Source organism: Microbacterium sp. Root322 (genome assembly GCF_001425645.1).
Taxonomy (GTDB): domain Bacteria; phylum Actinomycetota; class Actinomycetes; order Actinomycetales; family Microbacteriaceae; genus Microbacterium; species Microbacterium maritypicum.
Window position 1 is genome coordinate 318,596 of sequence record NZ_LMCS01000001.1, and the last position, 26,790, is coordinate 345,385.

Here is a 26,790-nt window from a genome sequence, read left to right on the forward strand (position 1 = left end):
GCTACGAACGTGAAAAGAATGAAAGTTAATCGCGGCATCCGTATGTGGGTCGGCTCCGCCGCGGTGCTGGCACTGGTTGCGGTGGGCGTGATCGTCGTGGGCAACGACTACAGGTACGAGCAGACGGCGGTTCGCATCCCGACCGCCAACGGTGAACTCGATGGGGTTCTCACGACGCCGCCCGGTGTCGGCGCACGTGGCGTCGTGATCATGGTTCATGGGGACGCTGCCGTCGACGCGACGCAGGGCGGGCTGTACTCGCCGTGGTTTGAGGGCGCGGCGGATGCCGGGTTCGCGACGCTGTCATGGAACAAGCCAGGGGTGGGTGGATCCACGGGGGATTGGCTGGCTCAGACCATGGACGATCGTGCTGATGAGGTGTCCGCGGTCGTCGATTGGGCTCTCGCGCAGCCCGGGCTCCCGACCGACCGCATCGTCTTGTGGGGCGCCAGTCAGGCAGGGTGGGTGCTTCCGAAAGTGGTCGCCCAGCGGGAGGACATCGATGCCGTCGTCGCGGTGGGCACGGCGATCAACTGGCTCTCGCAAGGTCGATACAACCTGCTGGCGGAGCTTGATCACGACGGAGCAACCGATTCGGAGCGGTCGCACGCCCTTGCCGAAAGCGACGAGATACGCGGAATTCTGGAGCGCCGCGCGGGCTACGAGGACTACCTCGCCGTCACGACCGAGGAGTCGCCGATGACCAGGGCACGCTGGATGTTCGTCGCGCAGAACTTCGATGCCGACGCCACCCTCGATCTGCGTGATGCGGCCGAAGCGAACATCCCTGTTCTGCTGATGGCCGGCGAACGCGATCGCAACGTCGACATGCGTGAGACGGAGATCGTCTACGAGCGGGTTTTCGGTGAGAACCTCACCGTCGAGCACTTCGACGCCGTTCACTCCCTTGCGCGACCCGTCGTCGACGACAACGAGTTCATCGGAGCCTCGGTCGGCATCTTCTGGCCCCGAGCGCTTCTCGCCGCTGGCGTCGTCGATGCGTATGCCACGTTCTTGCGCGGCGTGGATTGACGGCACGACCGAAGCGACACGTGCAGGTCCGACCGTGCACGGGATCCGAGGCGCGTACGCTGGAGCGAAGCACCACTCGACGACCGAGAAGAGGACGCCTTCCGATGGCAGGACGAATCGTCATCAGCGGGGCATCGGGCCTCATCGGCTCCGCACTCGCGTCATCCCTGCGCGCCGACGGCATCGAGGTCACCTCCCTCGTCCGCCGCCCGCCGCGGTCGGAGGACGAGGCGCAGTGGGAGCCGGGGGAGAGCGCGCTCGATCCGGAGGTGCTGGCGGGAGCAGATGCGGTCGTCGCGCTCGGCGGTGCCAGCGTCGGACGACTCCCGTGGACGCGTGGCTACCGTCAGGAGCTCATCGACTCGCGCCTGGGAGCGACGCGCACCCTGACCACCGCGCTTCGTGCACTGCGCTCCGACGCTCCGGCCCTCATCTCGGCATCGGCCGTCGGCTACTACGGCTCTGCGCCCGGCGAGGTACTCACCGAGGACTCCGCTGCGGGGCAGACCTTCTTGGCCGATCTGACCGTGCGTTGGGAGGCCGAGGCGCGTCAGGCCGAAGATCACACCCGGGTCGCGCTGCTGCGCACCGCGCCGGTCATCCACCGGCGCGGAGTGCTCAAGCCGCTCATCCAGCTGACCCGTTTCGGCGTCTCCGGGCCGCTCGGGCGCGGGACGCAGATCTGGCCCTGGATCTCGCTCGACGATGAGGTGCGGGCGATCCGCCACATCCTGGACAAGAAGATCGCGGGCCCGGTCAACCTCACGGGACCGACACCGGCGTCTGCGAACGACATCGGCCGAGCCCTGGCCGCTCGGATGCACAGGCCGTTCTGGGTGCCGGCGCCGGCGTGGGCGCTGCGTTTCGCCCTCGGCGACGCGGCCGATTCGCTGCTGCTTCCCGATGCCGACGTGCGGCCGCTGGTGCTGGAGCGCTCGGGGTTCCGGTTCACGCACGCGACCGCGACGGAGGCGGTCGCCGCCGCTCTGTGACCTTCTCTGTGGGACACATTGATCCGGCGAGATCGCTCGCTGATCGGGGTTCACCACTGCGAGACTGAGCGCATGGAGATCATCGAGAACTCGAAGCTCACGGTCGTCGGCGCGGGAAGCGTCGGGTCGAGTGTCGCCTACGCGGCACTGATCCGGGGTTCCGCCCGTCATGTCGCGCTGTACGACATCGCCACCGAGAAGGTCGAGGCAGAGGTGCTCGACCTCGCCCACGGCACGCAGTTCACGGGCTCCAGCGACATCATCGGCGGCAGCGACATCTCGGTCGCCGCCGGCTCGCACGTCGTGGTGATCACCGCGGGCGCGAAGCAGAAGCCCGGTCAGACCCGCATCGAGCTCGCCGAGGTCAACGCGGGAATCATCCGCAGCATGATGCCCGACCTGCTCGAGGTCGCCCCGAACGCGATCTATGTGATCGTCACGAACCCGTGCGATGTGCTCACGGTCATCGCGCAGGAGGAGACCGGGCTTCCTCCCGAGCGGATCTTCGCCTCCGGAACAGTGCTCGACACCTCGCGGCTGCGGTGGAAGCTCGCCCAGCGAGCCGGTGTCTCCACCGCCAGCGTCCACGCGCACATCATCGGAGAGCACGGCGACACCGAGTTCCCTCTCTGGTCTCGCGCGACGATCGGCACCGTGCCGATCCTGGAGTGGGAGACGCCCGGCCACCCTCGCTTCACCCTCGACGAACTGCAGGAGATCGCCGTCGACGTGCGCGACGCCGCGTACAAGGTCATCCTCGGCAAAGGGGCGACCAACTACGCGATCGGACTGTCGAGTGCACGCATCGTCGAAGCGATCCTGAGCGACGAGCATGCCGTGATGCCCGTCAGCACCGTGCTGCGCGACTTCCACGGGCTGGACGGTGTGGCGCTCTCGGTGCCGTCGATCGTGAGCGCGAAGGGTGCCGTGCCGATACGGAACACCTCGTTCTCGGAGGGTGAGCTGGCGCTGCTGCGTCAGTCCGCTGACGCGCTCACGGCAGCCGCCGCATCATTGCGGCCGTGAGCAGGCGGGTGACGCAGGGTCTCTGAGGCGGGTCTGCGTCAGGACTCCTCGTGAGTCCTCGGGTCGGCGTCGAACAGGCGTCCGTCCGGACGTCCGAGAGCGGTGATCGCCGCCACCTCGGCATCGTCGAGAACGATCTGCGCCGCCGCGAGGTTCGCGACCTGGTGCTCGAGCGACGACGCCTTCGGGATCGACACCGTACCGCGGGCGACGTGCCAGGCCAGCACGGTCTGGGCGGTCGTGATCTCGCGGGCCGCAGCGATCTCGTGGATCACGGCCTCGTCGAAGAGCTCCCTCGCCCGCCCCAACGGGCTCCACGCTTCGGTGAGGATGCCGTGTTCCCGGTGATACGTGAGCTGCTCCTCCTGCGGGAAGTACGGATGCACCTCGATCTGATTGACGACGGGTCGCACCCCGGTCTCCTGCTCGAGGCGCTCCAGGTGCTCCGGAAGGAAGTTGGAGACGCCGATCTGTCGGACCACGCCGCGGGACTGGGCGTCCACGAGCGCGGCCCACGCCTGGACGTACTCGTCCTGGAGGGGATTCGGCCAGTGGATCAGGTGCAGATCCGTCACATCGAGTCCGAGGCGCGAACGGCTCTCCTCGATACTGGTGCGTGCCTTCGCCGACGGGTGATGGCGACCGGGGAGCTTCGTGGTGACGATGACCTCGGAGCGCGGCACATCGGCGGCCGCGACGCCACGGCCGACCGAACCCTCGTTCTCGTAGTTGAACGCCGTGTCGACGAGACGGTAACCCGCACCGATGCCTCCGGCGACTGCGTCTGCCCCGGCATCTCCGAGGAGTCCGTAGGTGCCGAGGCCGATGGCCGGAAGGGCGAACCCGTTGTGGGCGGTGAACGAGGGGACGACGGGCTGAGTGGTCACGGTGCTCCTTCTTGGCCTTTTCCCCGAGCGTACGCTGAGGGGATGACGACGGAGGCGGAGATGGCGTCGGATGACACCGTGATCGAGGACCAGGATCGCTGCCCGTGTGCGTCCGGGGACGTGTTCGGCGGCTGCTGCGGGCCGTTGCTCGAAGGTGCGCCCGCGCCGACGGCGGAGCGCCTGATGCGCTCGCGTTACACCGCGTTCGGCCTCCAGGACGCCGGGCACCTCCTGCGCACCTGGCACTCGACCACGAGGCCGGAGACGATCGATTTCGAGCCGGACCTCGAGTGGCGACGGCTGCTGGTGATCGATCGCGCGGCCGGAGGCCCCTTCGACCGCGAAGGCGTGGTGGAGTTCGAGGCGTTCTGGCGGCAGGGTGCTGCGAGGGGCTCGCTCCATGAGCGCAGCCGCTTCGTGCGCGAGGACCGGCACTGGTACTACGTCGACGGCGACGTGCGTTGATGGGCGGATGTCGCGACAGCGACTAGATTTGGAAGCGTGAACGCCAGCCCCGAGAACCAGCGCACCCTGCTCGACATCGCCGACCTCGACCGGCGCATCGCGCAGGCCGAGCGTGCCCGAACGAAGCCGAGCCAGGCGGGGCGGATCACCGAGCTCGTCGCCATCCGTCAGGAGCAGCTGCGCGAGCTGACCGCTCTCGCCGGCACCCGTGACGACGTGCGCACCGAGCTGAAGCGTCTGGAGTCCGACGTCGCCGTCGTCGAGGCGCGTCGGAATCGCGATGCGGAGCGCCTCGCCGCGTCGACGAACTCGAAGGACGCGCAGGCGCTCGAGCACGAACTCGCGAGCCTTGCTCGGCGCCAGAGCGACCTCGAAGACGCCGAACTCGACGTCATGGGTCGACTGGAAGAGGCAGAAGCCGCCCTCGCCGCGCAGCAGGCGCTTCTGGACGCGACGACAGTCGAGGGTTCGGCGCTCACCGCACAGGCGAAGGCCGATGTCGCTGCCGCCACAGACCTGGGTGCGCAGCTCGCCCGCGATCGTGCGGCCGTCGCCGAGGGAGTGTCGCCCGAGCTCTTGGCGGAGTACGCCCGTCGCGCCGTGAACAGTGCGGGTGCCGCGCTGCTCACCCGTGGCACCTGCGAAGGCTGCCGCATCCTGCTTCCCAGCACCGATCTGAACGACATCCGCCGCGCGGCGGACGACCTCGTGGTCTCCTGCCCCGAGTGCGGGTGCATCCTCGTGCGTACCGAGGAGTCAGGGCTCGCATGAGCGGTGCCTCCGCTCACCGGCGATGACAGCGCCGGCGTCGGGCGTCGAACGACGCATCGCGCTCATCTCCGTCGGCGCTCACGAATATGTCGCCGTCGAGCTCGACGGGAACGACGAGGAGCAGGATCGCACGTCGCTGCGTACCGATGACCTTCCGGACTGGGTCCGCACCGCCGAGGCATCAGACGCCCCGCGATGGATCATGCGGACCGCCGCCGAAACCTACGCGCTCCTCCTCGGAGCCGGAGTGCGGATCACTCGCAGTCACGACCTGGTGCTGTGTCATGCGATCCTGCGCGACACCTCCTCGGTGCCGACGCCACTCCCGGCCTCTCAGGAGTGGGAACGGCGGGAACCGACCGTGGCGGCACCGTCCCTCTTCGATGTGTTCGATGAGGTGGGCGGTGAGGATGCAATCGCCGCGACTCTGGATCAGTACCGGGCGCAGCGCCGCGTGATCGCCGCGGCGCCGGATGGACGTCTCACGCTCCTGTGCGCAGCGGAGTCGGCGGGCGGACTCATCGCGGAAGAGATGCGGGCCGCAGGATTGCCGTGGGACGAGGGCGTGCACGACGCGATCCTCACCGACACCCTGGGCACCCGCCCGGTCGCCGGCGGCGTGCCGAGTCGCATGCTCGAACTCGGAGATCGTGTGCGCGAGCTACTCGGCGATGCCTCACTGCACCTGGACAGTCAGCAGAAGCTGCTCAGGGCGCTGCACCGCGTCGGGGTGCAGGTCGAGTCAACGAGCCGGTGGGAGCTCGCCGAGCACGACCACCCGGTCGTCGAACCGCTGCTGGCGTACAAGAAGCTCTCCCGGCTGCTCAGCGCCAACGGGTGGGCGTGGCTGGCGGAATGGGTGCATGACGGCCGGTTCCGCCCCGTGTACATCCCCGGAGGCGTCGTCACCGGGCGATGGGCCTCCGCCGGTGGGGGAGCGCTCCAGCTTCCGCGGAGCCTGCGCCCTGCGGTGCGTGCCGACCCCGGGTGGACGCTGGTCGTGGCCGATGTCGCGCAGCTCGAGCCGCGGATGCTCGCCGCGATGGCAGCCGACGAGGCGATGGCTCGTGCGGCCAGGGGGAGCGACCTCTATGCGGGCGTCGTCGCTTCCGGGGCGGTCGCCACTCGCGAGGAGGCGAAGTATGCGGTCCTCGGTGCGATGTACGGTGCCACGACGGGCGACAGCGGCCGACTGGTCCCGCGGCTGCGCAAGGTGTACCCGCGCGCCATGGGACTCGTCGACGCCGCGGCACGAACGGGGGAGGACGGCGGCATCGTGTCGACCTGGCTCGGTCGATCATCACCCCGCCCATCCGTGGAGTGGATGCGACTGCAATCCGAGGCGACCGATGCGGATGCCGATCCCGCGGTGGTGGCCCTCGCTCGGCGCAGGGCGCGCGACTGGGGGCGGTTCACACGGAACTTCGTCGTTCAGGGCACGGCTGCGGAGTGGTCGCTGATCTGGCTGGCCGAGATCCGTCACCGCCTGCAGCAGATCCCCGAGGTCTTCGCCGAGGCTGCGGCCTCCGGTCCGTTCGCACGCTCCCCGCACCTGGCGTTCTTCCTGCACGACGAGGTGATCCTGCACGTTCCGCTCGAACATGCGGAGGCGGCGGCCGAGGCCGTGCGCGAGGCGGCGGCCACGGCGACGACGCGACTGTTCGGCTCGTTCCCGATCGACGTGCCCCTCGATCTGCGCATCGCGGAGTCTGCGCAGAAGTAGCCGCAGGCCGCGGGTCTCCGAGAACGTAGACTGGAGACGCGAATGGGTCGACTGGACGGCCGCGTTGCGGGCAACCGCACCGAGGAACGTCCGGGCTCCTCAGGGCAGGACGGTGGGTAACGCCCACCCGGAGCAATCCGCGAGAAAGTGCCACAGAGAGTAGACCGCCCCGCGAGGGGTAAGGGTGAAAGGGTGGTGTAAGAGACCACCGGGGGCCATGGTGACATGGCCCGCCAGGTAAACCTCGTCCGGAGCAAGGTCAGACAGAGGATGTTGACGCGGCTCGCCGAGTCCTCGGGTAGACCGCTAGAGTGCCACGGCAACGTGTCGCCGAGAGAGATGGCCGTCGAAGGGGCGAAGAACCCCGGAACAGAACCCGGCGTACAGGTCGGCCCATTCGCATAAAGAAGATCTGATCAGGTCTCCTTCCGCCCGACTCCCGGCAGCGCGCCCAGAGCGCTGTTCTCAGGGAGGGCGTGCCGGGGCGCGGCGGATCGCACCGCCTAGGCTCGGAGTAGCCACCCAGAAAGGCACGTCCATGAGGTCTACGCCATGAGAGATGTCACACGACGGGGTCTGGCCTTGTCATTGGTGCTCAGCGGCGTCGCGGGGTATGTGGACGCGATCGGGTTCATCGACACCGGCGGCTTCTTCGTCTCCTTCATGAGCGGCAATTCGACCCAGGCCGGTGTGGACATCCTCGAGCAGGGATTGGCGTCGTCGCTTCTGCCCTTGACGCTGGTGGTGGCTTTCGTCCTGGGCGTCGCCGCCGGCGCGATGATCGGCGGGAACGGGAGACGGCGCGCCTGGGCGGTGGCGGCATCCGCGTCCGCCGTCGCTCTGAGCGCCGTCCTCGCTGCGGTGGTACCGACGAGCCCTGCTCGGTTCTGGATGCTGGCCTTCGCCATGGGGGCGCTGAACACCCTGTACCTCTCGGACGGACGTGCGCGGGTCGCCATCACGTACGCGACCGGCACGTTGGTCAGTCTGGGTCTCGCGGTCGCGGCGCTGCTCACCGGGCGCTCCGGATCCGCCTGGCGCCGCCCTCTCCTGCTGTGGGGATCCCTCGCGGGAGGCGCGGTGGTCGGTGCCGCGGCGCACCGGCTCGGAAGCGGCCCCGCGTTGCTCCTCGCCGCCGTCGTGCTCGCCGCCGCCGGGGTGGGTCTGGCCATGAGGACCCGCGTTCGACGGGAACCTCCGATCGACTGAGCGGGGGAGGAGGCTCCGGCCCGCACCTTCGCGAACACGCGAAGACCCCGATGACTACGGCAGTCATCGGGGTCTTCCGCGTCAGGGACGTGCGTGGATCAGTCGCCGGCGAGGGATGCGGCGCCGATGATGCCCGAGTTGTTGCGGTGGATCGCCGGGACGATCGGCGTCTTGAGGTCGAGAAGCGGAAGGAAGTCTCCGGCGTTCTTCGAGACGCCACCGCCGACCACGAACAGGTCGGGGCTGAACAGGAACTCGATGTGCGAGTAGAACGCCTGCAGGCGCTCGGCCCACTCCGCCCAGCTGAGGTTCTCCCGCTCGCGTGCCGACGTCGCGGCGTACGTCTCGACCGACTCGAACTCGCGGAAGTTGAGGTGACCGAGCTCGGTGTTCGGCAGCAGCACCCCGTCGTAGAGGAATGCGGATCCGATGCCGGTGCCGAGGGTCGTGAGGAGCGTGAAGCCGCGCACATCCCTGGCCGCTCCGTGGCGGGCTTCGGCGACACCCGCGGCGTCGGCGTCGTTCACGAACACGATGTTGCGGCCGAGGCCGTCGCGGAAGAATCGTTCGGCGTCGAAGTCGATCCACTCCTTGGACACGTTCGCGGCCGAGAGCGTCTTGCCGCGCTTGACGATCGCCGGGAAGGCGACTCCGAGCGGCAGCGTCGACTCGTGCACGTCGAGCGTCTTCAGAACGGTCTGCACGGCGTTGAGCACGTCCTGCGGCGATGCGCCCTCGGGAGTGGGGACCCGCACCCGGTCGGATGCCATGACGCCGTGCTCGAGGTCGACGATTCCTGCTTTGATTCCCGTGCCGCCGATGTCGACGCCGATCGCTTTTGCCATGGGCGATAGCTTAGCGACCACGGTGCGCGCCAGTAGGATCGATGACATCACGTGAAGAAGGGGCAGACATGTCTGACGGCGACCACAAGTACTGGTACAACTCCGCGACTGGCGAGATCGAGTTCGGCATGATCTCGCCCGCCATCGACCGCATCGGTCCGTTCGACACGGAGGCCGAAGCCCGCCGTGCTCCCGAGGTCGTCAAGGAGCGCGCGCGTTCCTGGGCCGAGGAAGAGGCCGTCGAGCAGGGCTGGGACGCCAAGGGCGACGCAAAGGGCCAGGGCGCAGAGTAGCCATGGACAAGCAGAGGGACTTCGTCCTCCGGACCATCGAGGAGCGCGGCGTCAAGTTCGTGCGGTTGTGGTTCACGGACGTGATCGGCACTCTCAAGTCGGTGGCCATCGCGCCCGCCGAGGTCGAGGGGGCTTTCGCGGAAGGCATCGGATTCGACGGTTCGGCGATCGAGGGGCTGACACGCACCTACGAATCCGATCTGCTCGCCCAGCCCGATCCGACGACGTTCCAGACGCTGCCCTGGCGCGGTGAGATCGACCCGACCGCGCGCATGTTCTGCGACCTGACGACCCCCGACGGCCAGCCGGCCGTCGCCGACCCACGTCACGTGCTCAAGCGCACGCTCGCGAAGGCCGCAGACGCCGGATTCACCTTCTACACGCATCCGGAGATCGAGTTCTATCTCCTGAAGTCGTCCTCGTTCGGACCCGACGGCCCCGTGCCCGTCGACTCCGCCGGCTACTTCGACAACGTTCCCGGCGGCACGGCGCACGACTTCCGCCGTCGCTCCGTGCGCATGCTGGAAGATCTCGGCATCTCCGTCGAGTTCAGCCATCACGAGGGCGGCCCCGGTCAGAACGAGATCGACCTGCGCTACGCCGATGCGCTGACCACAGCCGACAACGTCATGACGTTCCGCACGGTGATCAAGGAGGTGGCGATCGAGCAGGGCGTCTACGCGACGTTCATGCCGAAGCCGCTCAGCGGTCAGCCCGGCAGCGGCATGCACACGCACATGTCGCTCTTCGAGGGCGATCAGAACGCGTTCTACGAGGAGGGCGCGAAGTACCAGCTCTCCAAGACGGGGCGGCACTTCATCGCGGGCCTGCTCAAGCACGCGAACGAGATCTCCGCCGTCACGAACCAGTTCGTGAACTCCTACAAGCGCCTGTGGGGCGGCGACGAGGCGCCGAGCTTCATCACCTGGGGCCACAACAACCGTTCCGCGCTCGTGCGCGTGCCGATGTACAAGCCCAACAAGGGGCAGTCGTCGCGCGTGGAGTACCGTGCGTTGGACTCGGCCGCGAACCCCTACCTGGCGTACGCGCTCATGCTGGCGGCCGGGCTCAAGGGCATCGAAGAGGGATACGAGCTGCCGCCGGAGGCCGAGGACAACGTCTGGGCGCTCAGCGACGCGGAGCGACGGGCCCTGGGCTATTCGGCGCTGCCGGCGAGCCTCGACCACGCCCTCGAGTACATGGAGGCGTCCGAACTCGTCGCCGAGACGCTCGGGGAGCAGGTGTTCAACTACGTGCTGCTCAACAAGCGCAAGGAGTGGGAGGCCTACCGCGGTCAGGTCACCCCGCTCGAGCTGAAGAACAACCTCGAGCTTCTCTGAGGGGGGCGCATGGCCCGTCCGGACGATTCCGTCTCGCTCTCCGCGCTGGCCAGACTCGGCTTCGCCGAGCTGAGTGAGGCGGCAGCGTCCCTGTCGGAGCTGGCGAGCATCCTCGACCAGCCGCGCACCGTGCTGCTCGAAGCGGCGGATGCGGCGGATCCCGATGCCGCCGTGCGCGGGCTGCTCAGAGTGGCGCGCCGGGACGAGGCGCCGCTGCGGAGACTTCTCGTCGACGAGGAGACGCGTCGACGGGTCTGGCGGGTGTTCGGTGCGTCCGAAGGGCTCGCCGACTTCTTCCTCCGTCATCCGGACCAGCTGACCGTCCTGGAAGGCCCCCTCACTGCTCTGCCGTCGTCCGACGAACTGCGCGAGCGTCTGCTGGCTTCGGTGGGTGCGCACGACGGTTTCGCGCAGTCGTCCGGAGACGAAGCCGTCGTCGCGATCAGAGTCGCATATCGGCGCAATCTCGCAGCCATCGCCGCCTACGACCTGTCGCATCCTGCACCGGAGACGATCATCGCACCGGTGTCGGCGGCGCTGGCGGACATCGCCGGTGCCGCGCTCGAAGCATCGCTCGCGGTCGCCAGGACCCGGTTGCGGGACTCGATGGGCCCTGGCGAAGTGGCGGCGACGCGCCTCGCCGTCATCGGCATGGGAAAGGCCGGAGCGCGGGAGCTGAACTACGTCAGCGATGTCGACGTGATCTTCGTCGGCGGCAGCGACGATGAAGAGGTCGTCACGGAGGCACGCGCCATCGACATCGCGACCCGTCTCGCGCGCGAGACGATGCGCAACCTCGATGCGATCGAGGTGGAGCCCCCGCTGTGGGAGGTGGATGCCGCGCTGCGTCCCGAGGGCAAGCAGGGTGCTCTGGTCCGCTCGCTCGCGTCGCATCTGGCCTACTACGACCGCTGGGCGAAGAGCTGGGAGTTCCAGGCCCTGCTCAAGGCACGCCCGCTCGCCGGCGACGCCGAGCTCGGCGCCGAGTACATCGCCGCGGTGCAGCCGAAGATCTGGTCCAGCGCCGCCCGACAGGACTTCGTCGAGAGCGTGCAGCGCATGCGCGAGCGCGTGATGGAGCACATCGATCCCGAGGACGCCCCGTACCAGCTCAAGCTCGGCGCCGGCGGCCTGCGCGACATCGAGTTCACCGTGCAACTGCTGCAGCTCGTGCACGGCCTCACCGATGAGTCGCTGCGCACCCGTGGCACGCTCGAGAGCCTCGACGCGCTCGTCGAGGGCGGCTACATCGGGCGGGTCGACGCCGCCGCGTTCGCCGACGACTATCGGCTGCTCCGGCTCATGGAGCATCGCCTCCAGTTGCGCGAGCTCAGCCGCACGCATCTGATGCCGCGCACTCCCGCCGGCCTGCGGACCCTGGCGAGGGGCACCGGACTCGCCGAGAGCGGTGAGCGGGTGTGGGCGCGCTGGGAGAGCGTGCGACGCGAGGTGCGTGAGATCCACACCCGCCTGTTCTACCGTCCGCTGCTGAGCGCCGTCGCCGGCCTGCCGGAGGAGGAGCGCACGCTCTCCGCCGCCCAGGCACACGACCGCCTGGCGGCGATCGGGTTCCGCGATCCGGCGGGAGCCCTGCGCCACATCGGCGCCCTCACGAGCGGCCTCAGTCGCAAGGCGACGATCCAGCGCCACCTGATGCCCATCATGGTGCGGTGGTTCGCAGACGGCAGCGATCCGGATTATGCGCTGCTCGCCTTCCGCCGCATCAGCGAGCGTCTCGGGGACACCCCCTGGTTCCTGCGGATGCTGCGCGACTCCTCCGGCGCGGCTGAGAGCCTCACCCGGCTGCTGTCCTCCTCGCGCTACATCGGCGAGCTCCTGGAGTGGATCCCGGAATCTGTGGCCTGGTTGGACAGCACGGGACGCCTGCGGCCTCGTGGTGCCGCTGCGCTGGACGAGGAGGCGCGCGCGATACAGACGCGCCACGAGACGATCGGCGACGCCCTGCGCGCCGTCAGGGCGCTACGCAGGCGGGAGCTGCTGCGCACGGCGATGGGGGCTGTCCTCGACGTCCTCACGATCGAGGAGGTCGCCACGGCGCTCACCGAGATCACCGAGGCCACGATCCAGGCGGCCCTGCGTGCGGTGATCCGTGATGTCGTTCCGCCGGAGGACGAGGCGCTGGATTTCGCGGTCATCGCGATGGGACGCTTCGGCGGCGCCGAGCTGGGCTTCGGCTCCGACGCCGACATCCTCTACGTCTACGACGCGAACGGCGTCGATCCGCAGCGCGCGCAGAAACTCGCGACGCAGATCGTGGCGGGGCTGCGCGAGCATCTCACCGACCACCGCCTGCCGCTGGACCTCGATGCCGACCTGCGCCCCGAGGGGCGCAACGGCCCCGTCGTGCGGTCCATCGAGGCATACACGGAGTACTACCGGCGCTGGTCGCTCTCGTGGGAGGCCCAGGCGCTGCTCCGGGCCCGCGGCGTGGCGGGGAGCGCCAAGCTGATCGCGCGGTTCACGGCACTGGCCGACACGATCCGCTACCCGGAGTCGGTCGACTTGCAGGGCACACGCGAGATCAAGCGCATCAAGGCGAGGGTCGAGGGGGAGCGGTTGCCGCAGGGCGCAGATCCCCGGCGTCACCTGAAGCTCGGGCCCGGTTCGCTCAGTGACGTGGAATGGCTCGTCCAGCTGTTGCAGCTGCAGCACGCGCACGCCGTCCCCGGACTGCGCACGACGTCGACCCTCGGTGCGCTCGAGGCCGCGGTGGCAGCGGACTTCGTGACCGAGGAGGATGCCACACGTCTTCGTGAGGCCTGGCTGCTCTCCAGCCGTCTCCGGTCGGCGATCACCCTGCTGACCGGTCAGACCAGCGATGTGCTGCCCGCGGACCGCAGGCAGCTCGACGCGATCGGGAGACTGCTCGGGTATCCCGACCGCTCGGCGACCGAGCTCGAAGAGGACTACCTCGGTGTGACGCGGCGTGCACGCAAGACGTTCGAGCAGCTCTTCTACGGCTGATCGAGCAGCCTCAGTTTGCGGTATCGGACGAGGTGTCCCAAGCTGACGATATGACCCACGCGCGAATCGGCATCGTCTGGAACCCTTCGAAGGTCGAGCAGGAGGTTCTGCAGACCGCGGTGAGCGGTGTGTTCGATGATCAGTACGACATCCGCTGGTGGGAGACCACCCCGGAGGACCCGGGCCGCGGCATGGCTCGCGAGGCCCGCGAGGAAGGCCGCGACATCGTGATCGCGGTCGGTGGAGACGGCACCGTGCGGGCTGTGGCCGAGTCGTTGGCGGGATCGGAGACTGCTCTCGGGATCGTGCCGCAGGGGACGGGCAACCTCCTCGCGCGCAACCTCGAGGTCCCGCTGAACAACGTGAAGGCCGCGCTGGAGCGTGTTCGCGACGCCGAGCCTCGACGCATCGACCTGGGCTGGGTCTCGTACGACGGCACCGAGCACGCGTTCGCCGTGATGGTCGGGTTCGGCGTCGATGCGCAGATGCTGGTGGAGACCGACGACGACCTCAAGTCCAAGGCCGGGTGGCTGGCCTACGTCGAGGCGATGGGCCGTGCACTGGCCGGCACCGAGATGACCGACATCACCCTGGGGATCGACGGCGAGAAGGCTGTCGCCGTGCGAGGGCACACCATGCTCATCGGCAACTGCGGCATGGTGCAGGGCGGCATCCGTCTGCTCCCGGACGCGGTTCTCGACGACGGCAAGCTCGATGTGCTCATGATCAGCGCCGACGGCGCGCTGCAGTGGCTCGACACGCTGCGCTCGTTCGTGTGGGACAACGGTATCCGCCGACTCTTCGGCGCCACGGATGAGGCTGTCAGCACCGATTCCGCTCGTCATCTGCCCGTCGAGACCATCTCGGTCGAGCTGAAGACGCCGCTCGTGTTCGAGATCGATGGCGAGGAGATGGGCGAGGTCACCGCGTTCGACGTGCGCGTCGAGCCTGGTGCGCTGCTGGTCCGCTGAGGATCATCGAGCTCGCCGTCCCGGCGCCGTCCTCTCAGCGGGTGACGGGCGGCGGGACGATCTTCCGATCCTGCGCGGGGAAGGTCACCTTCTGAATGATGATGATGATGCTCGCGGCGACGGGGATCGCGACGAGTGCGCCCAGAATGCCGCCCAGCGCGGCACCGGCGACCGCGGCGATCACCACGAGGGCGCCGGGCACGGCGACGGCCTTGCTCATGATGCGCGGCGAGAGCACGTAGGCCTCGATCTGCATGTAGATGAGGTAGTAGATGATCGCGATCAGCGCCGTCAGCGGAGAGACGAAGAGGCAGATCAGCGAGTTGATGATCGACGCGGTCAGCGTTCCGACCAACGGGATCATCGAGCCGATGAACGCGATGAGCGCGAGCAGGGCCGGCACCGGGGCGCCGATGATGCTGAGGAAGATGAGACTCAGGATTCCGTTGACGAGCGCGAGGCTCACCTGACCGATGACGTAGCGACCGACGGCGCCGGAGACGTCTTCGAGGAGGCTGCTGAAGGTGTCGCGCTGGTAGGCCGGGACGAAGCGGGCGGCGACGTGCTTCATGCTGCGCAGCGACGCCATGAAGTAGAGCGTCAGGATCAGGACGATCGTGATCCCGGTGAAGCCGCCGGCGATTCCCGCACCCACCGCGAACACGCCGCCGCCGATGTCGAGGAAGTTGTTCGGGTCCTTCACGAAGCTGAGGACGCCCTGCACGGCATCGTCGATCGTGGAGCCGAACTGACCGCTGACGTCCTTGAACCAGGCGCTGGCCATGAAGTCCTCGATCATCCGCGGGCCGTCCTTGATCAGATTGCTGATCTGCTCGACGAGGATCGGGACGATGGCGAGGATGATGCCGGCGAAAGCGAGGATGACCCCGGCCACCACGATCGTGACGGCGGCGGGGCGGGGGAGCTTCTTCTCGATGAAGGTGACGATCGGATCGAGGCCGAGCGCGAGGAACACCGCGACGCCAATGTAGACGAGCACGGTCGCGAGCTGGCCGACGACGCTTCCGATACCCAGAGCCACCAGCACGCCGAGGGCACCCAGCAGCCCGAACATGAACGGGTTGGTCCTGGCGTATGCGGCGACCGCATTCGAGGGCTGCGAGGGCCGGGGGTCGGCCGGGGTGCGCAGCTCGGTGTTCGCGGTCACTCTTCTACGGCGCATGATTCCCCCGGTCGATGGTCAGACTCACCAGTTGACCACCCGGGATGCCGCGCGGTCAAGCCGATGACGCGGTGTGGCGACCTCCGGTGTTCGCGACGTCACTCGAGCGTCGATCCGACATCGCTCGACAATGCGGAAGAGCCCGCCCAGCGGAAGCTGAGACGGGCTCTTCGCGATGTTCTGGTCGTCAGACGCCGAAGTACAGCTCGTACTCGAACGGGTGCGGACGCTGCGCCATCGGCAGGATCTCGTTCTCGTACTTGTAGGAGATCCAGGTCTCGATGAGCTCCTTGGTGAACACGCCGCCCTCGAGGAGGAACTGGTGGTCGGCCGCCAGCGCGTCGAGCGAGTCGAGCAGGGAGTTCGGGACCTGCGGGATGTCCTTGGCCTCCTCGGGGGGAAGCTCGTAGAGGTCCTTGTCGACCGGCTCATGCGGCTCGATGCGGTTCTTGATGCCGTCGAGGCCGGCCATGAGCTGTGCGGCGAAGGCGAGGTACGGGTTGCCGGACGCGTCGGGCGCACGGAACTCGATGCGCTTGGCCTTCGGGTTCGAGCCCGTGATCGGGATGCGGATCGCGGCGGAGCGGTTTCCGGCCGAGTAGACCAGGTTGACCGGAGCCTCGAAGCCCTTGACCAGACGGTGGTAGCTGTTCAGCGTCGGGTTGGTGAAGGCGAGCAGCGCGGGCGCGTGCGCCAGGATGCCGCCGATGTACCAGCGCGCGATGTCGCTGAGCTGTCCGTAGCCGGCCTCATCGTAGAACAGCGGCTTGCCGTCGCTCCACAGCGACTGGTGGGTGTGCATGCCCGAGCCGTTGTCGCCGTAGAGGGGCTTGGGCATGAAGGTCGCGACCTTGCCCCACTCCTCGGCGGTGTTCTTGACGATGTACTTGAACTTGAGGATGTCGTCTGCCGCGTGGACCATGGTGTCGAAGCGGTAGTTGATCTCCTGCTGGCCGCCGGTGCCGACCTCGTGGTGCGAGCGCTCGAGGATGAATCCGGCGTCGATCAGCTTGAGGGTGATGTCGTCGCGCAGGTCAGCGGTCTTGTCGACCGGGCTGACCGGGAAGTAGCCGCCCTTGTAGGGCGTCTTGTTGGCGAGGTTTCCGCCCTCTTCTTCGCGGCCGGTGTTCCAGGCGCCCTCTTCCGAGTCGACGCTGTAGAAGCTCGAGTTCGAGGTGACGTTGTAGCGGACGTCGTCGAAGATGTAGAACTCCGCCTCGGGGGCGAAGAACGCGGTGTCGGCGATGCCGGTCGAGGTCAGGTACTTCTCGGCCTTCTTGGCGACCTGACGCGGGTCCTTCGAGTAGATCTCGCCCGTGCGCGGGTTGTAGATGTCGAACAGCATGACGAGTGTGCTCGCCTCGCGGAACGGGTCGACGTACGCCGTCGTGACGTCGGGGATGAGCTGCATGTCGGACTCGTGGATGCTGGCGAAGCCACGGATCGAGGAGCCGTCGAACAGCTGGCCGTCGGTGAAGAAAGCCTCGTCGACCGTCGATGCAGGAATGTTGAAGTGCTGCTGAACACCCGGGAGATCGGTGAAACGGATGTCAAGGAACTTGACGTCGTTCTCCTTGATGTAGGTCAGTACCTCGGACGAATCTTTGAACATGTACGACTCCTGTAATGCGGATCGATGGCTTCACGGCCACTCTGCAGAGTACGGACGGGGGATTTCTCTACGGTATCCGCTTTGTTTCGGGCGTGTTACAGGCGCGACGGCGTCAGCGCGGCATATCGCGCTGGGTAGGCTGGGGGAGTGACGGATGCTGTGAACGCGTACCCCGGTGAACGACTCGGACTCCCCGAATCCGGCTCCGGGAGCATCGCCCGCCCCGGACGCCGCATCGGTGCCCTCCTGATCGACTACGCGGCGGCGACGATCATCGCCACCGGATTCCTCGGATTCAACCAGTTCGCGCTGCCGACGGAAGCCGGCCTGAGCCAGTTCGCTCCGATGCTGGTGTTCGCGGTGCTGCAGATCGTCTTCATCCCGACCGCGGGCGGCAGCCCGGGGCACCGTATCCTCGGCATGCGTCTGGCGCGCATGGACGGCAGCTGGGTCGGACTGTGGCGTCCGATCGTGCGCACGCTCCTGCTCGTGGTGGTCGTGCCGGCCGTGATCTGGGACGCCGATCAGCGCGGTCTGCACGACAAGGCGGTCGGCACGGTTCTGATCCGCACCTGACCACGCGGTCGGGCGGATTCAGGCGCGCCCGCGGTTGCGCCGGCGTGCCTCGCGCGGCGCCCTTCCACCGAGGAACGAGCGCGCAGGATCGACGATGTACCCGCGGCGCAGAGCCTCACGTCCGATGAGCATCCGGAAACCCATCTCGTCGCGATTGCTCAGAGTCACCTCGGCCAGCACCTCGCGGTCCACGAGACGGATGAGCAGTTCGACGACGAGTCGCTCCTGGGCATGACCGGAAGAGCTCCGTACCGCGCGACGATCGTGGACCGGCAACTCGACGACGACCGCGTCCTCTTGGCTGTCCTGCCAGGGTTTGACCTTGAAACGGACCCAGGGCTGCTCGTCCTGTTCGAACTCGACGATGTCGAAAGCGTGCAGCGACGAGGTGCGCGCACCGGTGTCGATCTTGGCTTTGAGCCAGTCGACGCCGAGATCGGGCAGGCTCACCCACTCTCGCCACCCCGTAAGGGTGTTTGAATGGGTAGACCTACTCACCTGATACATCCTGGCAGGAAATCCCCGTGAAGATCGCAGTGCTCTCCCGCGCGCCGCAGGCGTACTCCACCCAGCGGCTGCGTGCAGCCGCGCTTCAGCGCGGGCACAACGTCAAGGTGCTCAATACGTTGCGCTTCGCGATCGACCTCACCGCCGAGGAACCGGACCTGCACTATCGAGGTCGTCAGCTCAGCGACTACGACGCGATCCTGCCGCGCATCGGCAACTCGATCACATACTTCGGCACGGCCGTCGTGCGACAGTTCGAGCAGATGGACGTCTACACGCCGAACACCGCGAACGGGATCTCGAGCGCCCGCGACAAGCTGCGCGCGAACCAGATCCTCTCCCGCCACAACATCGCGATGCCGCCCACGGCATTCGTGCGCAACCGTGCGGACGTGCGCCCTGCGATCGAGCGTGTTGGTGGAGCGCCCGTGGTCATCAAGCTCCTGGAGGGCACGCAGGGGATCGGGGTCATCCTCGCACCACAGGTGAAGGTCGCCGAGGCGATCATCGAGACCCTGCACTCCACCAAGCAGAACGTGCTCATCCAGAAGTTCATCTCCGAGAGCCGTGGCCGGGACATCAGAGCGCTGGTCGTCGGCGATCGCGTCGTCGCCGCCATGCGACGATCGGCGGCAGGAGACGAGTTCCGATCGAACGTGCACCGCGGCGGTTCGGTGGAGGCCATCGAGCTCGACCCCGTCTACGAGCGCGCAGCCGTGCGCTCCGCCCAGATCATGGGCCTGCGCGTGGCCGGCGTCGACATGCTCGAAGGCGATGACGGTCCGCTGGTGATGGAGGTCAACTCCTCTCCAGGGCTGCAGGGCATCGAGACGGCGACGAAGCTCGACGTCGCGGGCGCCATCATCGACTACATCGCCGGTCAGGTGGCGTTCCCCGAGATCGACGTGCGCCAGCGCCTGACGGTCTCGACGGGCTACGGCGTCGCCGAACTCATGGTGCACGGCGCGGTCGACCTGGTCGGGAAGACCCTGGGCGAAGCAGGTCTGTGGGAACGGGACATCACGGTTCTCACGCTGCACCGCGGTGTCAGCGTGATCCCCAACCCGCGCAAGCACGTCGTGCTGGAAGCGGATGACCGCCTGTTCTGCTTCGGCAAGCTCGACGAGATGCGCTCGATGGTCCCGGAGCGTCGTCGCCGTCGTGCGAAGGTCCGTCGTCTGCCGCGGCAGCCGCTCTCCGAGTGAAACAGAGCGCGGCCGCCCTCATAGGAGGACGGCCGCGCTCGAGGCTCGTGTGCGCGAGCTCAACGAGGACGCTGGGAGCGCACCTTGGTCGGGTCGATGCCCTTCGGGATCGGCAGCGACGACAGCGACTGCGACACGGAGTCCACGCGGCGGATGACGGCGGCCATCGTGGCCTTGTCGATCACCTTCGGGAGCTTCTTGATCGTCTTTGAGAGATCGGCGATCGCCACCTCGTCATCGCCGTGACCGACGTAGAGAACCGTGACGGGAACGCCGTGCGCGACGCGCTGGGCCTTGCTGCGCTCTTCGTTCACGAGGCGGGTCAGCCGACCGCGTGCGCCTTCGCCGACGACCACGATGCCACCGCGGCCGATGGTGCGGTAGACGGCTTCCTGCGTCTTCGGGTTGATGCCGACGGGCGTCTCGGACGCCTGCCAGCTGCGACCCAGGCTGGTGCTGAGCACATGACCGGTGGCGCCGGGCATGCCGTCGATCTTGCTGTACATGGCCGAGGTCGACAGGCGCGTCATCAGGAACAGGGCGCCGAGGATGCCGAGCATGAGACCGGTGATGCCCCAGAGGACGAGCGTCCAGATCTGGAAGGGCGGGATGAGATAGCCGGCGACGAGGCCGAGCAGCACGCCGCCGATGAGGATCGCGGCCTGCGCCCACGGAAGCCATGAGTAGGCCTCACGTGTGAACCGGAAGAGGGACTTGATCTGGGAGAAGAACCCAGGACGCTTTTCGGGTTCAGGAGCACTCTTTGCCATGAGGACCAGCCTACCGAGTCCGACGGCCTCGTGATGTCGACGTTCGCGCGAAGCGGAGCGGGCGCCTCTCACTCCTCCTGCACATCGGGGGCTCAGCCGGAATCCGCCCGGGTCGCCTCCGAACCCGGTGACGAAAGCGCCTCCTGCGCTGTGATGGGGAGATGAACGACATCGCGATCGACGACGGCCGTGGGGCGCCACTCGTACCAGGGGCGCATCGCGTGGTGAGGACGCTCGATCCGACCGAGGGGCCGTTCTCGGGCACGCTGGTGACCCAGGGGGAAGGCGTCGCTGTGCGGATGGACGCAGCGATCCTCCGCGGCTGGGACGGATGGCGGTTCGCGGGAGCCGAGCACATCGCGGCGCCCATCGATGTCAGTCGTCGTAGGGGAGGGCACGATGCGTTGCTTCCGTGGTGCACGGAGCGGGTGCGGGGGTTCCTGGGCCGGCGATCCGCGGCGGGAGGGAACATCACCCCCGGTGAATCCAGCACGCTCGTCGTCAGCCTTCTGCGGGGTCTCGACGAGTTGGGAGAGGGGGCCGGCGGCGCACGCACCGGCACGTGGTGGCTGACAGACGGAGGGCGTCCTGTCTTCGTGCTCGGAGATGGTCCTGACGCCAGAGCAGGAGTCATGGAGATCCTCGAGAGCCTGAGGGAGCAGACTCCCGACAAGGCGCTCACGCGCGTGCTGGGTGCTGTCGAGGACGGATTGGAGAAGACTCTCACCCATCCGCGACTTCCTCGCACGCTCATCGATTCGTGGGAGCGGTCGATGCTCGACATCGCGGCTCCGCAGCCGCTCGAGCGCGAACTCCACGCTCCCGAGCGCGCACGAGACCTCGCTCGCGCGACCGCGCCAGGTGTTCCCCAGGACCGTCAGGGTGCGCTCCGTCTGCGTGCGGATCGCGTCCGCACCAGTGAACCGCATCGGGGGAGCCGCAGACGGGACGCGATCCGCGATGCTCTCCGCGTGTTCGTCGAGGCGATCCATGCGCGACTGGAGGACAGACGACGAACCCGTCCCGTTCGCACACGACCTCGGAACAGCGGGGCAGGGCAGTCTGAGACGACAGCAGACCGGCGGAAGAGATCAGTGCTGGTGGCGGGGGTGGCCGCGGCTCTGGTGCTCGCCGGAGGGCTTCTCTGGCCTGACGGCGAAGAAGCAGGGAAGGCCGACGGGGCAGCAGATGGCAGCTCTCAGACGCGGTCGTCGGCGCCGGGGGGAGATGCAGCGTCGGCGAGCACACCGCCCCCGAGAGCAGCTCCCGCGGGCGGAGAGGCCTCGAGGTCGGAGTCCTCCTCCGCCGAGGAGGATCCCCTCGGCGCCGTGCCATCTCTCCTGCGTGCGATCGCGGACTGCCGCGCCCAGGGCGATACCTCCTGCACGGATGCCGTGGCCGGCGACGCCGAGAACGTCATGGGGGCTCTTGGCAGTGTGGATCCGGTGAAGCCGAGCCCCGAACTCGTGGACGAGTACGGGGACGTCGCGGTGGTACGCCTTCGGACGAGTGGGGTGGATGACGCGGAGGGAGACGCGGAGGGCCAAGGGACCGATCAGACGATCGTCGTCCTCATCCGCACAGAAGAGAAATGGCTGGTCCGCGACGTCTATGACGTCGCGGACCAGCCAGGATGACTCGTGCGGTCAGGCGCCGAGCTGAGCGGCGAACTGCGCCGACTCGAGGCGGGCCTTCACCGCGCCCAGGAATCGGGCTGCGTCGGCGCCGTCGATGATCCGGTGGTCGTAGGAGAGCGCGAGGTACACGTACGACCGGACGGCGATCGCATCAGCACCCCCGACCTTCACGAGACCCGGACGCTTGACGACCGTGCCGGTACCCAGGATCGCCGACTGGGGCAGGAACACGACAGGAGTGTCGAACAGGGCGCCACGCGAACCGGTGTTGGTCAGCGTGAACGTGCCGCCGGCAAGCTCATCGGGCTTCAGCTTGTTGTCGCGGGTACGCGCGGCGAGATCGGCGATCTCGTGTGCGATCTGCGCGATGTTCTTCGAAGCGGCGTCGCGCAGCACCGGCGTGAGCAGACCGCGCTCGGTGTCGACGGCGATCGACACGTTCTCGCTGGCGGGGTAGACGATGTTCTCGCCGTCGACGGTCGCGTTGACGATCGGGAACGCCTGCAGCGCCTCAGCCGTGGCGAGAGCGAAGAACGGCAGGAAGGAGAGCTTGTCGCCCGTCTTCTCCAGGAACGACGCCTTCACGCTGTCGCGGTAGTCGGCGAGGGCAGTGACATCGACCTCGACGACCGTGGTCAGCTGAGCCGTCTGCTGCATCGACTCGACAGCACGCTTGGCGAGCACCTTGCGCAGACGCGACATCGGCTGCGTCGTGCCGCGCAGGGGCGAGACCTCGAGCGGAGCGGGAGCCGGGGCTGCAGCAGCAGGTGCCGCCGTCGCGGTCTCCGCGGCCTTCAGCACGTCTTCCTTACGGATACGACCACCCACACCGGTGCCGGTGACCGAAGCCAGGTCCACGCCCTGCTGCGACGCCAGACGGCGCACGAGCGGGGTCACGTAGAGGTTGTCGTTCTCTGTCGGGAGTGCGAGCTTCGTCGCGGCGGGAGCCGGGGCTGCAGCAGCAGGTGCCGGAGCCGCGGGTGCCGGAGCTGCAGCAGCAGGTGCCGGAGCTGCAGCAGGTGCCGGAGCAGCGGCGGGTGCCGGGGCTGCAGCAGCAGGTGCCGGAGCAGCAGCGGGTGCCGGGGCAGCGGCGGGTGCCGGAGCGGCAGCGGGTGCCGGGGCCGCGGGTGCTTCGGCGGCGGGTGCGGCACCAGAGCCGACACGTGCCAGCACGGCGCCGACAGCGACGGTCTCGTCTTCGCCGGCGACGATCTCCTGCAGCACGCCGGCGACCGGCGAGGGGATCTCGGTGTCGACCTTGTCGGTGGAGATCTCCAGAAGAGCCTCGTCGACGGCGATGCTGTCACCCACCTGCTTGAGCCAGCGGGTGACGGTGCCCTCGGTGACGCTCTCACCCAGCTCGGGAAGAACGATGTCGGTCGCATCGCCGGCGGGTGCCGCGGGTGCAGCCTCTGCGGCCGGTGCTTCGGCAGCGGGAGCCTCAGCGGCGGGGGCCGGTGCCTCTTCTGCGGCGGGGGCCGCGGCGGCGGGGGCATCTGCAGCCGGGGCCGCAGCGCTGCCATCACCGATGCGCGCGAGGAGAGCGCCGACCTCGACGGTCTCGTCCTCGGCCACGAGGATCTCCTCGATCACGCCGCTGACGGGGGAGGGGATCTCGGTGTCGACCTTGTCGGTCGAGATCTCGAGCAGGCCCTCGTCCGCCTGCACGGTGTCTCCCACCTGCTTGAGCCAGCGGGTGACCGTACCCTCTGTGACGCTCTCGCCGAGAGCGGGGAGGACGACGGATGTGCTCATGACTGAGTCTCCTTCAGGAAGTTGTATGACGCTTGTCTAGCTTAGTGACTCGGGCACCGGTTGGTGCTCAGAGGGCGTGCAGGGGCTTGCCGGCCAGAGCCAGGAAGGCCTCGCCGAGCGCCTCGCTCTGGGTAGGGTGCGCGTGGATCAGAGGAGCGATGTCCTCCGGGTGCGCCTCCCAGGCGACGGCGAGCTGCCCCTCGGTGATGAGCTCGCCGACACGATCGCCGAGCAGGTGCACACCGATGACGGGCCCGTCCTTGAGACGGACGACCTTCACGAGACCACCGGTTCCGATGATCTCGCTCTTGCCGTTGCCGGCGAGGTTGTACTCGTAGGCGACGATCGCGTCCGCGCCGTGCTCGGCGGCGGCGGCGGCCTCGGTCACACCGACCGAGGCGACCTCGGGGCTCGAATACGTGACCTTGGGGATCTGCGCATCCGGGATGTTGGCAGGCGAGAGTCCGGCGATCCGTTCGGCGACCGCGATGCCCTGCTGGAATCCACGGTGCGCGAGTTGGAGGCCGGGCACGATGTCACCGACGGCCCAGAGGCCCGGTACACCGGTGCGCAGATCTTCGTCGACGATCACGAATCCACGATCGAGGGTCACACCTGCCTCTTCGAAACCGAGATCGGCCGTGACGGGACCGCGACCGACGGCGACGAGGAGGTAGTCGGCGGTGAACTGCGTGCCGTCTTCGAGCGTCAGCGTGACGGAGGACTCGTCCTGCACGACGCTCTGGAAGCGGGTGCCGAGGGAGTACTTGATGCCGCGACGACGGAATGCGCGCTCCAGCCCCTTGCTGAGGGCGATGTCCTCGTTCGGGACGAGGTGCGGGAGCGCCTCGATGATGGTGACCTCGGATCCGAAGGAGCGCCAGACGCTCGCGAACTCGACACCGATCACACCCCCTCCGAGGATGAGCACGTGGTCGGGCACGACGTCCAGAGCGAGAGCCTGCTCGCTGGTGAGGATCCGGCCGCCGATCTCGAGGCCGGGGAGGGAGCGGCTGTAGGAGCCGGTGGCGAGCACCACATCCGTCCCCACGTAGACGTCGTCGCCGACGCTGACGCTGCGATCCGCGTTCAGGCGGCCGAGTCCGGCGACCGTGGTGATCCCGCGGGCCTTGACGAGTCCCTCGAGGCCCTTGAACTTCTTGGCGACGATCCCTTCGCGGTAGGCGCGGACCCCGGCGGTGTCGATGCCCTGCAGTGCTGCGGTCACGCCCACGGACGCGGCATCGCGCACATGGTCGGCGACCTCTGCGGCATGCAGCAGCGCCTTGGTCGGGATGCACCCGCGGTGCAGGCAGGTCCCTCCGACCTTGTCCTTCTCGATCAGCGCGACGGACTTGCCGAGCTCACTCGCCCGCAGTGCCGCGGCATAACCGCCGCTGCCGCCGCCCAGGACGACGATGTCGAAGGTGTGGGTTGTCATATGTCATGCCTCCGTGTGGGATGCTGCGGCGAAGGCGACGATCGATCGGACCATCGCCCCGGTGGGGCCCTTCTCAGTGAAGCCGTACGGGGCGCCGGCGTGTTCGCCGGATCCCGCGATGTCGAGGTGCACCCAGGGGATGCGCGGAGCGTCGTCGGCATCCGACGTACGACCGACGAAGCGGCGCAGGAACAGGCCGGCGTAGGAGGCGCCGCCCATCCGGTCGCCCATGTTCGCGTTCTGCAGGTCGGCGATGGGGGATTCGAGCGACTCCTCCATGTACTCCGGCAGCGGCATGTGCCATGCGGGCTCGTCGACCTGAGCGGTCGCGGAGATGAACGAGGACACGGTCTCGACGTCGCCGAAGACGCCGGTGTGCCGGTGGCCCAGTGCGGCGACGATGGCGCCCGTGAGAGTGGCCACGTCGATGATGACGTCCGGGTTCTCGCGACTCGCGGCCACGAGGCCGTCTGCGAGCACGAGTCGACCCTCGGCATCGGTGTTCTGGACCTCGACCGTGGTGCCGTCGAGGATGCGGATGACGTCGCCGGGGCGCAGCGCCCTGCCCGACGGCATGTTGTCGGTGATGCAGAGCCACGCCGTCACGTGGACCGGGAGGCCGAGCGAAGCGATCGCACGGATCGCGGCGAGCGACGTCGCGGCACCCGCCATGTCGAACTTCATGCCGACCATGGACGCAGCGGGCTTGAGCGACAGGCCGCCGGTGTCGAACGTGATGCCCTTGCCGACAAGGGCGATGTGTCGCGAAGCGTCGGCGGGGGAGTAGTCGAGGCGCACGAGACGCGGGGGACGATCCGAGCCCTGCCCCACGCCCAGGATGCCGCCGAAGCCCTGCTCGGCGAGGGCCTTCTCGTCGAGGATCTCGACGGTGACGTCGAGGTCGGCGACACTGTCGGCCGCGCTCTGCGCGAGCTGTGCGGGGCTCTGCCACTCGGCGGGAACGTTCACGAGGTCCTTGATCAGGGCGACCGCGTCGCCGATGACCTGGGCGTACTCTGCGTCTTCGTCGTCGAGTTCGGCGTGCAGGGTGACCGCAGTGGCGCGCGCCTTGCCCTTCTCTGTGCGGTATCCGTCGAACTTGTGCCCGCCGAGCACCGCTCCCTCGGCCGCTGCCGCGGCGAAGGGCTCGAGGCCTTCGGCAAGGGCCAGCGCGACGTGCTCGAAGCCGGTGAGCGTGCGCAGCGCCGTACCGGCCGCGTTGCGCACCGCTGCGGCGTCGGGCTTGGCGCCGGCGCCGACGACGGCGAACGGCAGAGACGTCACATCAGGGGCGTACACGCGGGCGAAGGATCCGGCGGAGCCGGTGAATCCGATGCCGGCCAACGTGTCGGCGAGGCCGGGGTAACCGGCCAGGGAATCCGCCGAATCGGGGAGAGCGGCGACGACGAGCACTGCGGCATCTGCAGCGCTTCCGGGGAACTGAGCGGTGGTGTGCGAGAGCACGGGAAGCGTCATACCTCCATCCTAGGATCTTCGCCGCGGCATGGTCGCGCGCCGTCCGTGCGCGTGTTCGCTCTCAGCATGACGCTCCGCGCCCCGGCATC

The 26,790-nt window shown here is 68.1% G+C and carries 23 protein-coding genes and 1 other RNA gene; 15 read left to right on the forward strand and 9 right to left on the reverse strand.

What is annotated here, in order from left to right:
* Nucleotides 1–18 precede the first annotated feature (18 nt).
* The 3 genes from ASC55_RS01550 to ASC55_RS01560 all read left to right on the forward strand — a co-directional run bounded on the left by ASC55_RS01550 (nt 19) and on the right by ASC55_RS01560 (nt 3,050).
* Nucleotides 19–1,032 carry an alpha/beta hydrolase family protein gene (locus tag ASC55_RS01550; RefSeq protein WP_082524196.1) on the forward strand — a complete coding sequence of 338 codons (1,014 nt, stop codon included), beginning with the start codon at nt 19–21 and terminating at the stop codon, nt 1,030–1,032.
* Between the two features lie 104 nt (nt 1,033–1,136).
* A complete protein-coding gene (locus ASC55_RS01555; protein WP_055872434.1) occupies nt 1,137–2,024 on the forward strand; it encodes a TIGR01777 family oxidoreductase in 888 nt (295 codons plus the stop codon).
* A gap of 72 nt (nt 2,025–2,096) precedes the next feature.
* A complete protein-coding gene (locus tag ASC55_RS01560) occupies nt 2,097–3,050 on the forward strand; it encodes an L-lactate dehydrogenase (protein WP_017830455.1) in 954 nt (317 codons plus the stop codon).
* 38 nt (nt 3,051–3,088) lie between these two features.
* Here ASC55_RS01560 and ASC55_RS01565 read toward each other — a convergent pair whose 3' ends face one another.
* Nucleotides 3,089–3,937, reverse strand: coding sequence for an aldo/keto reductase (locus tag ASC55_RS01565; protein ID WP_055872435.1), 849 nt, complete (start codon nt 3,935–3,937; stop codon nt 3,089–3,091).
* 42 nt (nt 3,938–3,979) lie between these two features.
* Between ASC55_RS01565 and ASC55_RS01570 the strand changes: the two genes are divergently transcribed.
* The 5 genes from ASC55_RS01570 to ASC55_RS01585 all read left to right on the forward strand — a co-directional run bounded on the left by ASC55_RS01570 (nt 3,980) and on the right by ASC55_RS01585 (nt 8,105).
* Nucleotides 3,980–4,402, forward strand: a complete 423-nt coding sequence (locus tag ASC55_RS01570) for a YchJ family protein (protein WP_082524197.1) — start codon at nt 3,980–3,982, stop codon at nt 4,400–4,402.
* A gap of 36 nt (nt 4,403–4,438) precedes the next feature.
* Nucleotides 4,439–5,173, forward strand: a complete 735-nt coding sequence (locus ASC55_RS01575; RefSeq protein ID WP_055872436.1) for a zinc ribbon domain-containing protein — start codon at nt 4,439–4,441, stop codon at nt 5,171–5,173.
* A 22-nt stretch (nt 5,174–5,195) separates the two neighbouring features.
* Nucleotides 5,196–6,896: a bifunctional 3'-5' exonuclease/DNA polymerase gene (locus ASC55_RS01580; protein ID WP_055867854.1), complete on the forward strand. Its 1,701-nt coding sequence runs from the start codon at nt 5,196–5,198 to the stop codon at nt 6,894–6,896.
* A gap of 43 nt (nt 6,897–6,939) precedes the next feature.
* Nucleotides 6,940–7,296, forward strand: an RNA gene (gene rnpB / locus ASC55_RS04865) — RNase P RNA component class A.
* Nucleotides 7,297–7,448: 152 nt separating this feature from the next.
* The gene (locus ASC55_RS01585; RefSeq protein ID WP_055872437.1) at nt 7,449–8,105 is read left to right on the forward strand and encodes a YoaK family protein; all 657 of its coding nucleotides are present in this window, start codon (nt 7,449–7,451) and stop codon (nt 8,103–8,105) included.
* 98 nt (nt 8,106–8,203) lie between these two features.
* Here ASC55_RS01585 and ppgK read toward each other — a convergent pair whose 3' ends face one another.
* Nucleotides 8,204–8,950, reverse strand: coding sequence for a polyphosphate--glucose phosphotransferase (gene ppgK / locus ASC55_RS01590; protein WP_055867859.1), 747 nt, complete (start codon nt 8,948–8,950; stop codon nt 8,204–8,206).
* 68 nt (nt 8,951–9,018) lie between these two features.
* Between ppgK and ASC55_RS01595 the strand changes: the two genes are divergently transcribed.
* The 4 genes from ASC55_RS01595 to ASC55_RS01610 are packed head-to-tail and all read left to right on the forward strand — an operon-like array spanning nt 9,019 to nt 14,539.
* Nucleotides 9,019–9,243: a hypothetical protein gene (locus ASC55_RS01595; RefSeq protein ID WP_017830462.1), complete on the forward strand. Its 225-nt coding sequence runs from the start codon at nt 9,019–9,021 to the stop codon at nt 9,241–9,243.
* Nucleotides 9,244–9,245: 2 nt separating this feature from the next.
* Nucleotides 9,246–10,583 carry a type I glutamate--ammonia ligase gene (glnA, locus tag ASC55_RS01600; RefSeq protein ID WP_017830463.1) on the forward strand — a complete coding sequence of 446 codons (1,338 nt, stop codon included), beginning with the start codon at nt 9,246–9,248 and terminating at the stop codon, nt 10,581–10,583.
* A gap of 9 nt (nt 10,584–10,592) precedes the next feature.
* Nucleotides 10,593–13,568 (forward strand): bifunctional [glutamine synthetase] adenylyltransferase/[glutamine synthetase]-adenylyl-L-tyrosine phosphorylase, encoded by a 2,976-nt coding sequence (locus ASC55_RS01605; protein WP_055872438.1) that lies wholly within the window; start codon nt 10,593–10,595, stop codon nt 13,566–13,568.
* 50 nt (nt 13,569–13,618) lie between these two features.
* Nucleotides 13,619–14,539, forward strand: coding sequence for a diacylglycerol/lipid kinase family protein (locus ASC55_RS01610; protein WP_055872439.1), 921 nt, complete (start codon nt 13,619–13,621; stop codon nt 14,537–14,539).
* A 34-nt stretch (nt 14,540–14,573) separates the two neighbouring features.
* Here the strand turns inward: ASC55_RS01610 and ASC55_RS01615 are convergent, their stop codons facing one another.
* Entirely contained in the window at nt 14,574–15,707 is a 1,134-nt protein-coding gene (locus ASC55_RS01615; protein WP_235562500.1) for an AI-2E family transporter, read from the reverse strand.
* Nucleotides 15,708–15,909: 202 nt separating this feature from the next.
* A complete protein-coding gene (glnA, locus tag ASC55_RS01620; RefSeq protein WP_017830467.1) occupies nt 15,910–17,334 on the reverse strand; it encodes a type I glutamate--ammonia ligase in 1,425 nt (474 codons plus the stop codon).
* 147 nt (nt 17,335–17,481) lie between these two features.
* Here glnA (ASC55_RS01620) and ASC55_RS01625 point away from each other — a divergent pair, with 147 nt between their 5' ends.
* Nucleotides 17,482–17,910: an RDD family protein gene (locus ASC55_RS01625; protein ID WP_031206091.1), complete on the forward strand. Its 429-nt coding sequence runs from the start codon at nt 17,482–17,484 to the stop codon at nt 17,908–17,910.
* Between the two features lie 18 nt (nt 17,911–17,928).
* Here the strand turns inward: ASC55_RS01625 and ASC55_RS01630 are convergent, their stop codons facing one another.
* The gene (locus ASC55_RS01630; protein ID WP_036323483.1) at nt 17,929–18,417 is read right to left on the reverse strand and encodes an ATP-dependent zinc protease family protein; all 489 of its coding nucleotides are present in this window, start codon (nt 18,415–18,417) and stop codon (nt 17,929–17,931) included.
* Nucleotides 18,418–18,434: 17 nt separating this feature from the next.
* Here ASC55_RS01630 and ASC55_RS01635 point away from each other — a divergent pair, with 17 nt between their 5' ends.
* On the forward strand, nt 18,435–19,622 hold the full coding sequence (locus ASC55_RS01635; RefSeq protein ID WP_017830470.1) for a RimK family alpha-L-glutamate ligase: 1,188 nt from the start codon (nt 18,435–18,437) through the stop codon (nt 19,620–19,622).
* Nucleotides 19,623–19,681: 59 nt separating this feature from the next.
* Here the strand turns inward: ASC55_RS01635 and ASC55_RS01640 are convergent, their stop codons facing one another.
* The gene (locus ASC55_RS01640; RefSeq protein ID WP_055867876.1) at nt 19,682–20,392 is read right to left on the reverse strand and encodes a DUF4191 domain-containing protein; all 711 of its coding nucleotides are present in this window, start codon (nt 20,390–20,392) and stop codon (nt 19,682–19,684) included.
* A gap of 161 nt (nt 20,393–20,553) precedes the next feature.
* Here ASC55_RS01640 and ASC55_RS01645 point away from each other — a divergent pair, with 161 nt between their 5' ends.
* Nucleotides 20,554–22,029, forward strand: a complete 1,476-nt coding sequence (locus tag ASC55_RS01645; RefSeq protein ID WP_055872440.1) for a hypothetical protein — start codon at nt 20,554–20,556, stop codon at nt 22,027–22,029.
* A 9-nt stretch (nt 22,030–22,038) separates the two neighbouring features.
* Here the strand turns inward: ASC55_RS01645 and sucB are convergent, their stop codons facing one another.
* From sucB to ASC55_RS01660, 3 genes are all read right to left on the reverse strand, one after another.
* Nucleotides 22,039–23,784, reverse strand: coding sequence for a 2-oxoglutarate dehydrogenase, E2 component, dihydrolipoamide succinyltransferase (gene sucB / locus ASC55_RS01650; RefSeq protein WP_055872441.1), 1,746 nt, complete (start codon nt 23,782–23,784; stop codon nt 22,039–22,041).
* A 67-nt stretch (nt 23,785–23,851) separates the two neighbouring features.
* Nucleotides 23,852–25,225 (reverse strand): dihydrolipoyl dehydrogenase, encoded by a 1,374-nt coding sequence (gene lpdA / locus ASC55_RS01655; protein WP_055867882.1) that lies wholly within the window; start codon nt 25,223–25,225, stop codon nt 23,852–23,854.
* Nucleotides 25,226–25,228: 3 nt separating this feature from the next.
* Complete coding sequence (locus ASC55_RS01660) at nt 25,229–26,701, reverse strand: leucyl aminopeptidase (RefSeq protein ID WP_055867888.1); 1,473 nt, start codon at nt 26,699–26,701, stop codon at nt 25,229–25,231.
* Nucleotides 26,702–26,790 lie beyond the last annotated feature (89 nt).

Coding starts and splice junctions, on each gene's coding strand:
- ASC55_RS01555 (WP_055872434.1), top strand. CDS start 1,137: ATGGCAGGACGAATCGTCATCAGCGGGGCATCGGGCCTCATCGGCTCC.
- ASC55_RS01570 (WP_082524197.1), top strand. CDS start 3,980: ATGACGACGGAGGCGGAGATGGCGTCGGATGACACCGTGATCGAGGAC.
- ASC55_RS01610 (WP_055872439.1), top strand. CDS start 13,619: ATGACCCACGCGCGAATCGGCATCGTCTGGAACCCTTCGAAGGTCGAG.
- ASC55_RS01605 (WP_055872438.1), top strand. CDS start 10,593: ATGGCCCGTCCGGACGATTCCGTCTCGCTCTCCGCGCTGGCCAGACTC.
- lpdA (WP_055867882.1), bottom strand. CDS start 25,225: ATGACAACCCACACCTTCGACATCGTCGTCCTGGGCGGCGGCAGCGGC.
- ASC55_RS01645 (WP_055872440.1), top strand. CDS start 20,554: ATGAACGACATCGCGATCGACGACGGCCGTGGGGCGCCACTCGTACCA.
- ASC55_RS01560 (WP_017830455.1), top strand. CDS start 2,097: ATGGAGATCATCGAGAACTCGAAGCTCACGGTCGTCGGCGCGGGAAGC.
- ASC55_RS01660 (WP_055867888.1), bottom strand. CDS start 26,701: ATGACGCTTCCCGTGCTCTCGCACACCACCGCTCAGTTCCCCGGAAGC.
- ASC55_RS01580 (WP_055867854.1), top strand. CDS start 5,196: ATGACAGCGCCGGCGTCGGGCGTCGAACGACGCATCGCGCTCATCTCC.
- ASC55_RS01585 (WP_055872437.1), top strand. CDS start 7,449: ATGAGAGATGTCACACGACGGGGTCTGGCCTTGTCATTGGTGCTCAGC.
- sucB (WP_055872441.1), bottom strand. CDS start 23,784: ATGAGCACATCCGTCGTCCTCCCCGCTCTCGGCGAGAGCGTCACAGAG.
- ASC55_RS01550 (WP_082524196.1), top strand. CDS start 19: ATGAAAGTTAATCGCGGCATCCGTATGTGGGTCGGCTCCGCCGCGGTG.
- glnA (WP_017830467.1), bottom strand. CDS start 17,334: ATGTTCAAAGATTCGTCCGAGGTACTGACCTACATCAAGGAGAACGAC.
- ASC55_RS01630 (WP_036323483.1), bottom strand. CDS start 18,417: ATGTATCAGGTGAGTAGGTCTACCCATTCAAACACCCTTACGGGGTGG.
- glnA (WP_017830463.1), top strand. CDS start 9,246: ATGGACAAGCAGAGGGACTTCGTCCTCCGGACCATCGAGGAGCGCGGC.
- ASC55_RS01595 (WP_017830462.1), top strand. CDS start 9,019: ATGTCTGACGGCGACCACAAGTACTGGTACAACTCCGCGACTGGCGAG.
- ppgK (WP_055867859.1), bottom strand. CDS start 8,950: ATGGCAAAAGCGATCGGCGTCGACATCGGCGGCACGGGAATCAAAGCA.
- ASC55_RS01640 (WP_055867876.1), bottom strand. CDS start 20,392: ATGGCAAAGAGTGCTCCTGAACCCGAAAAGCGTCCTGGGTTCTTCTCC.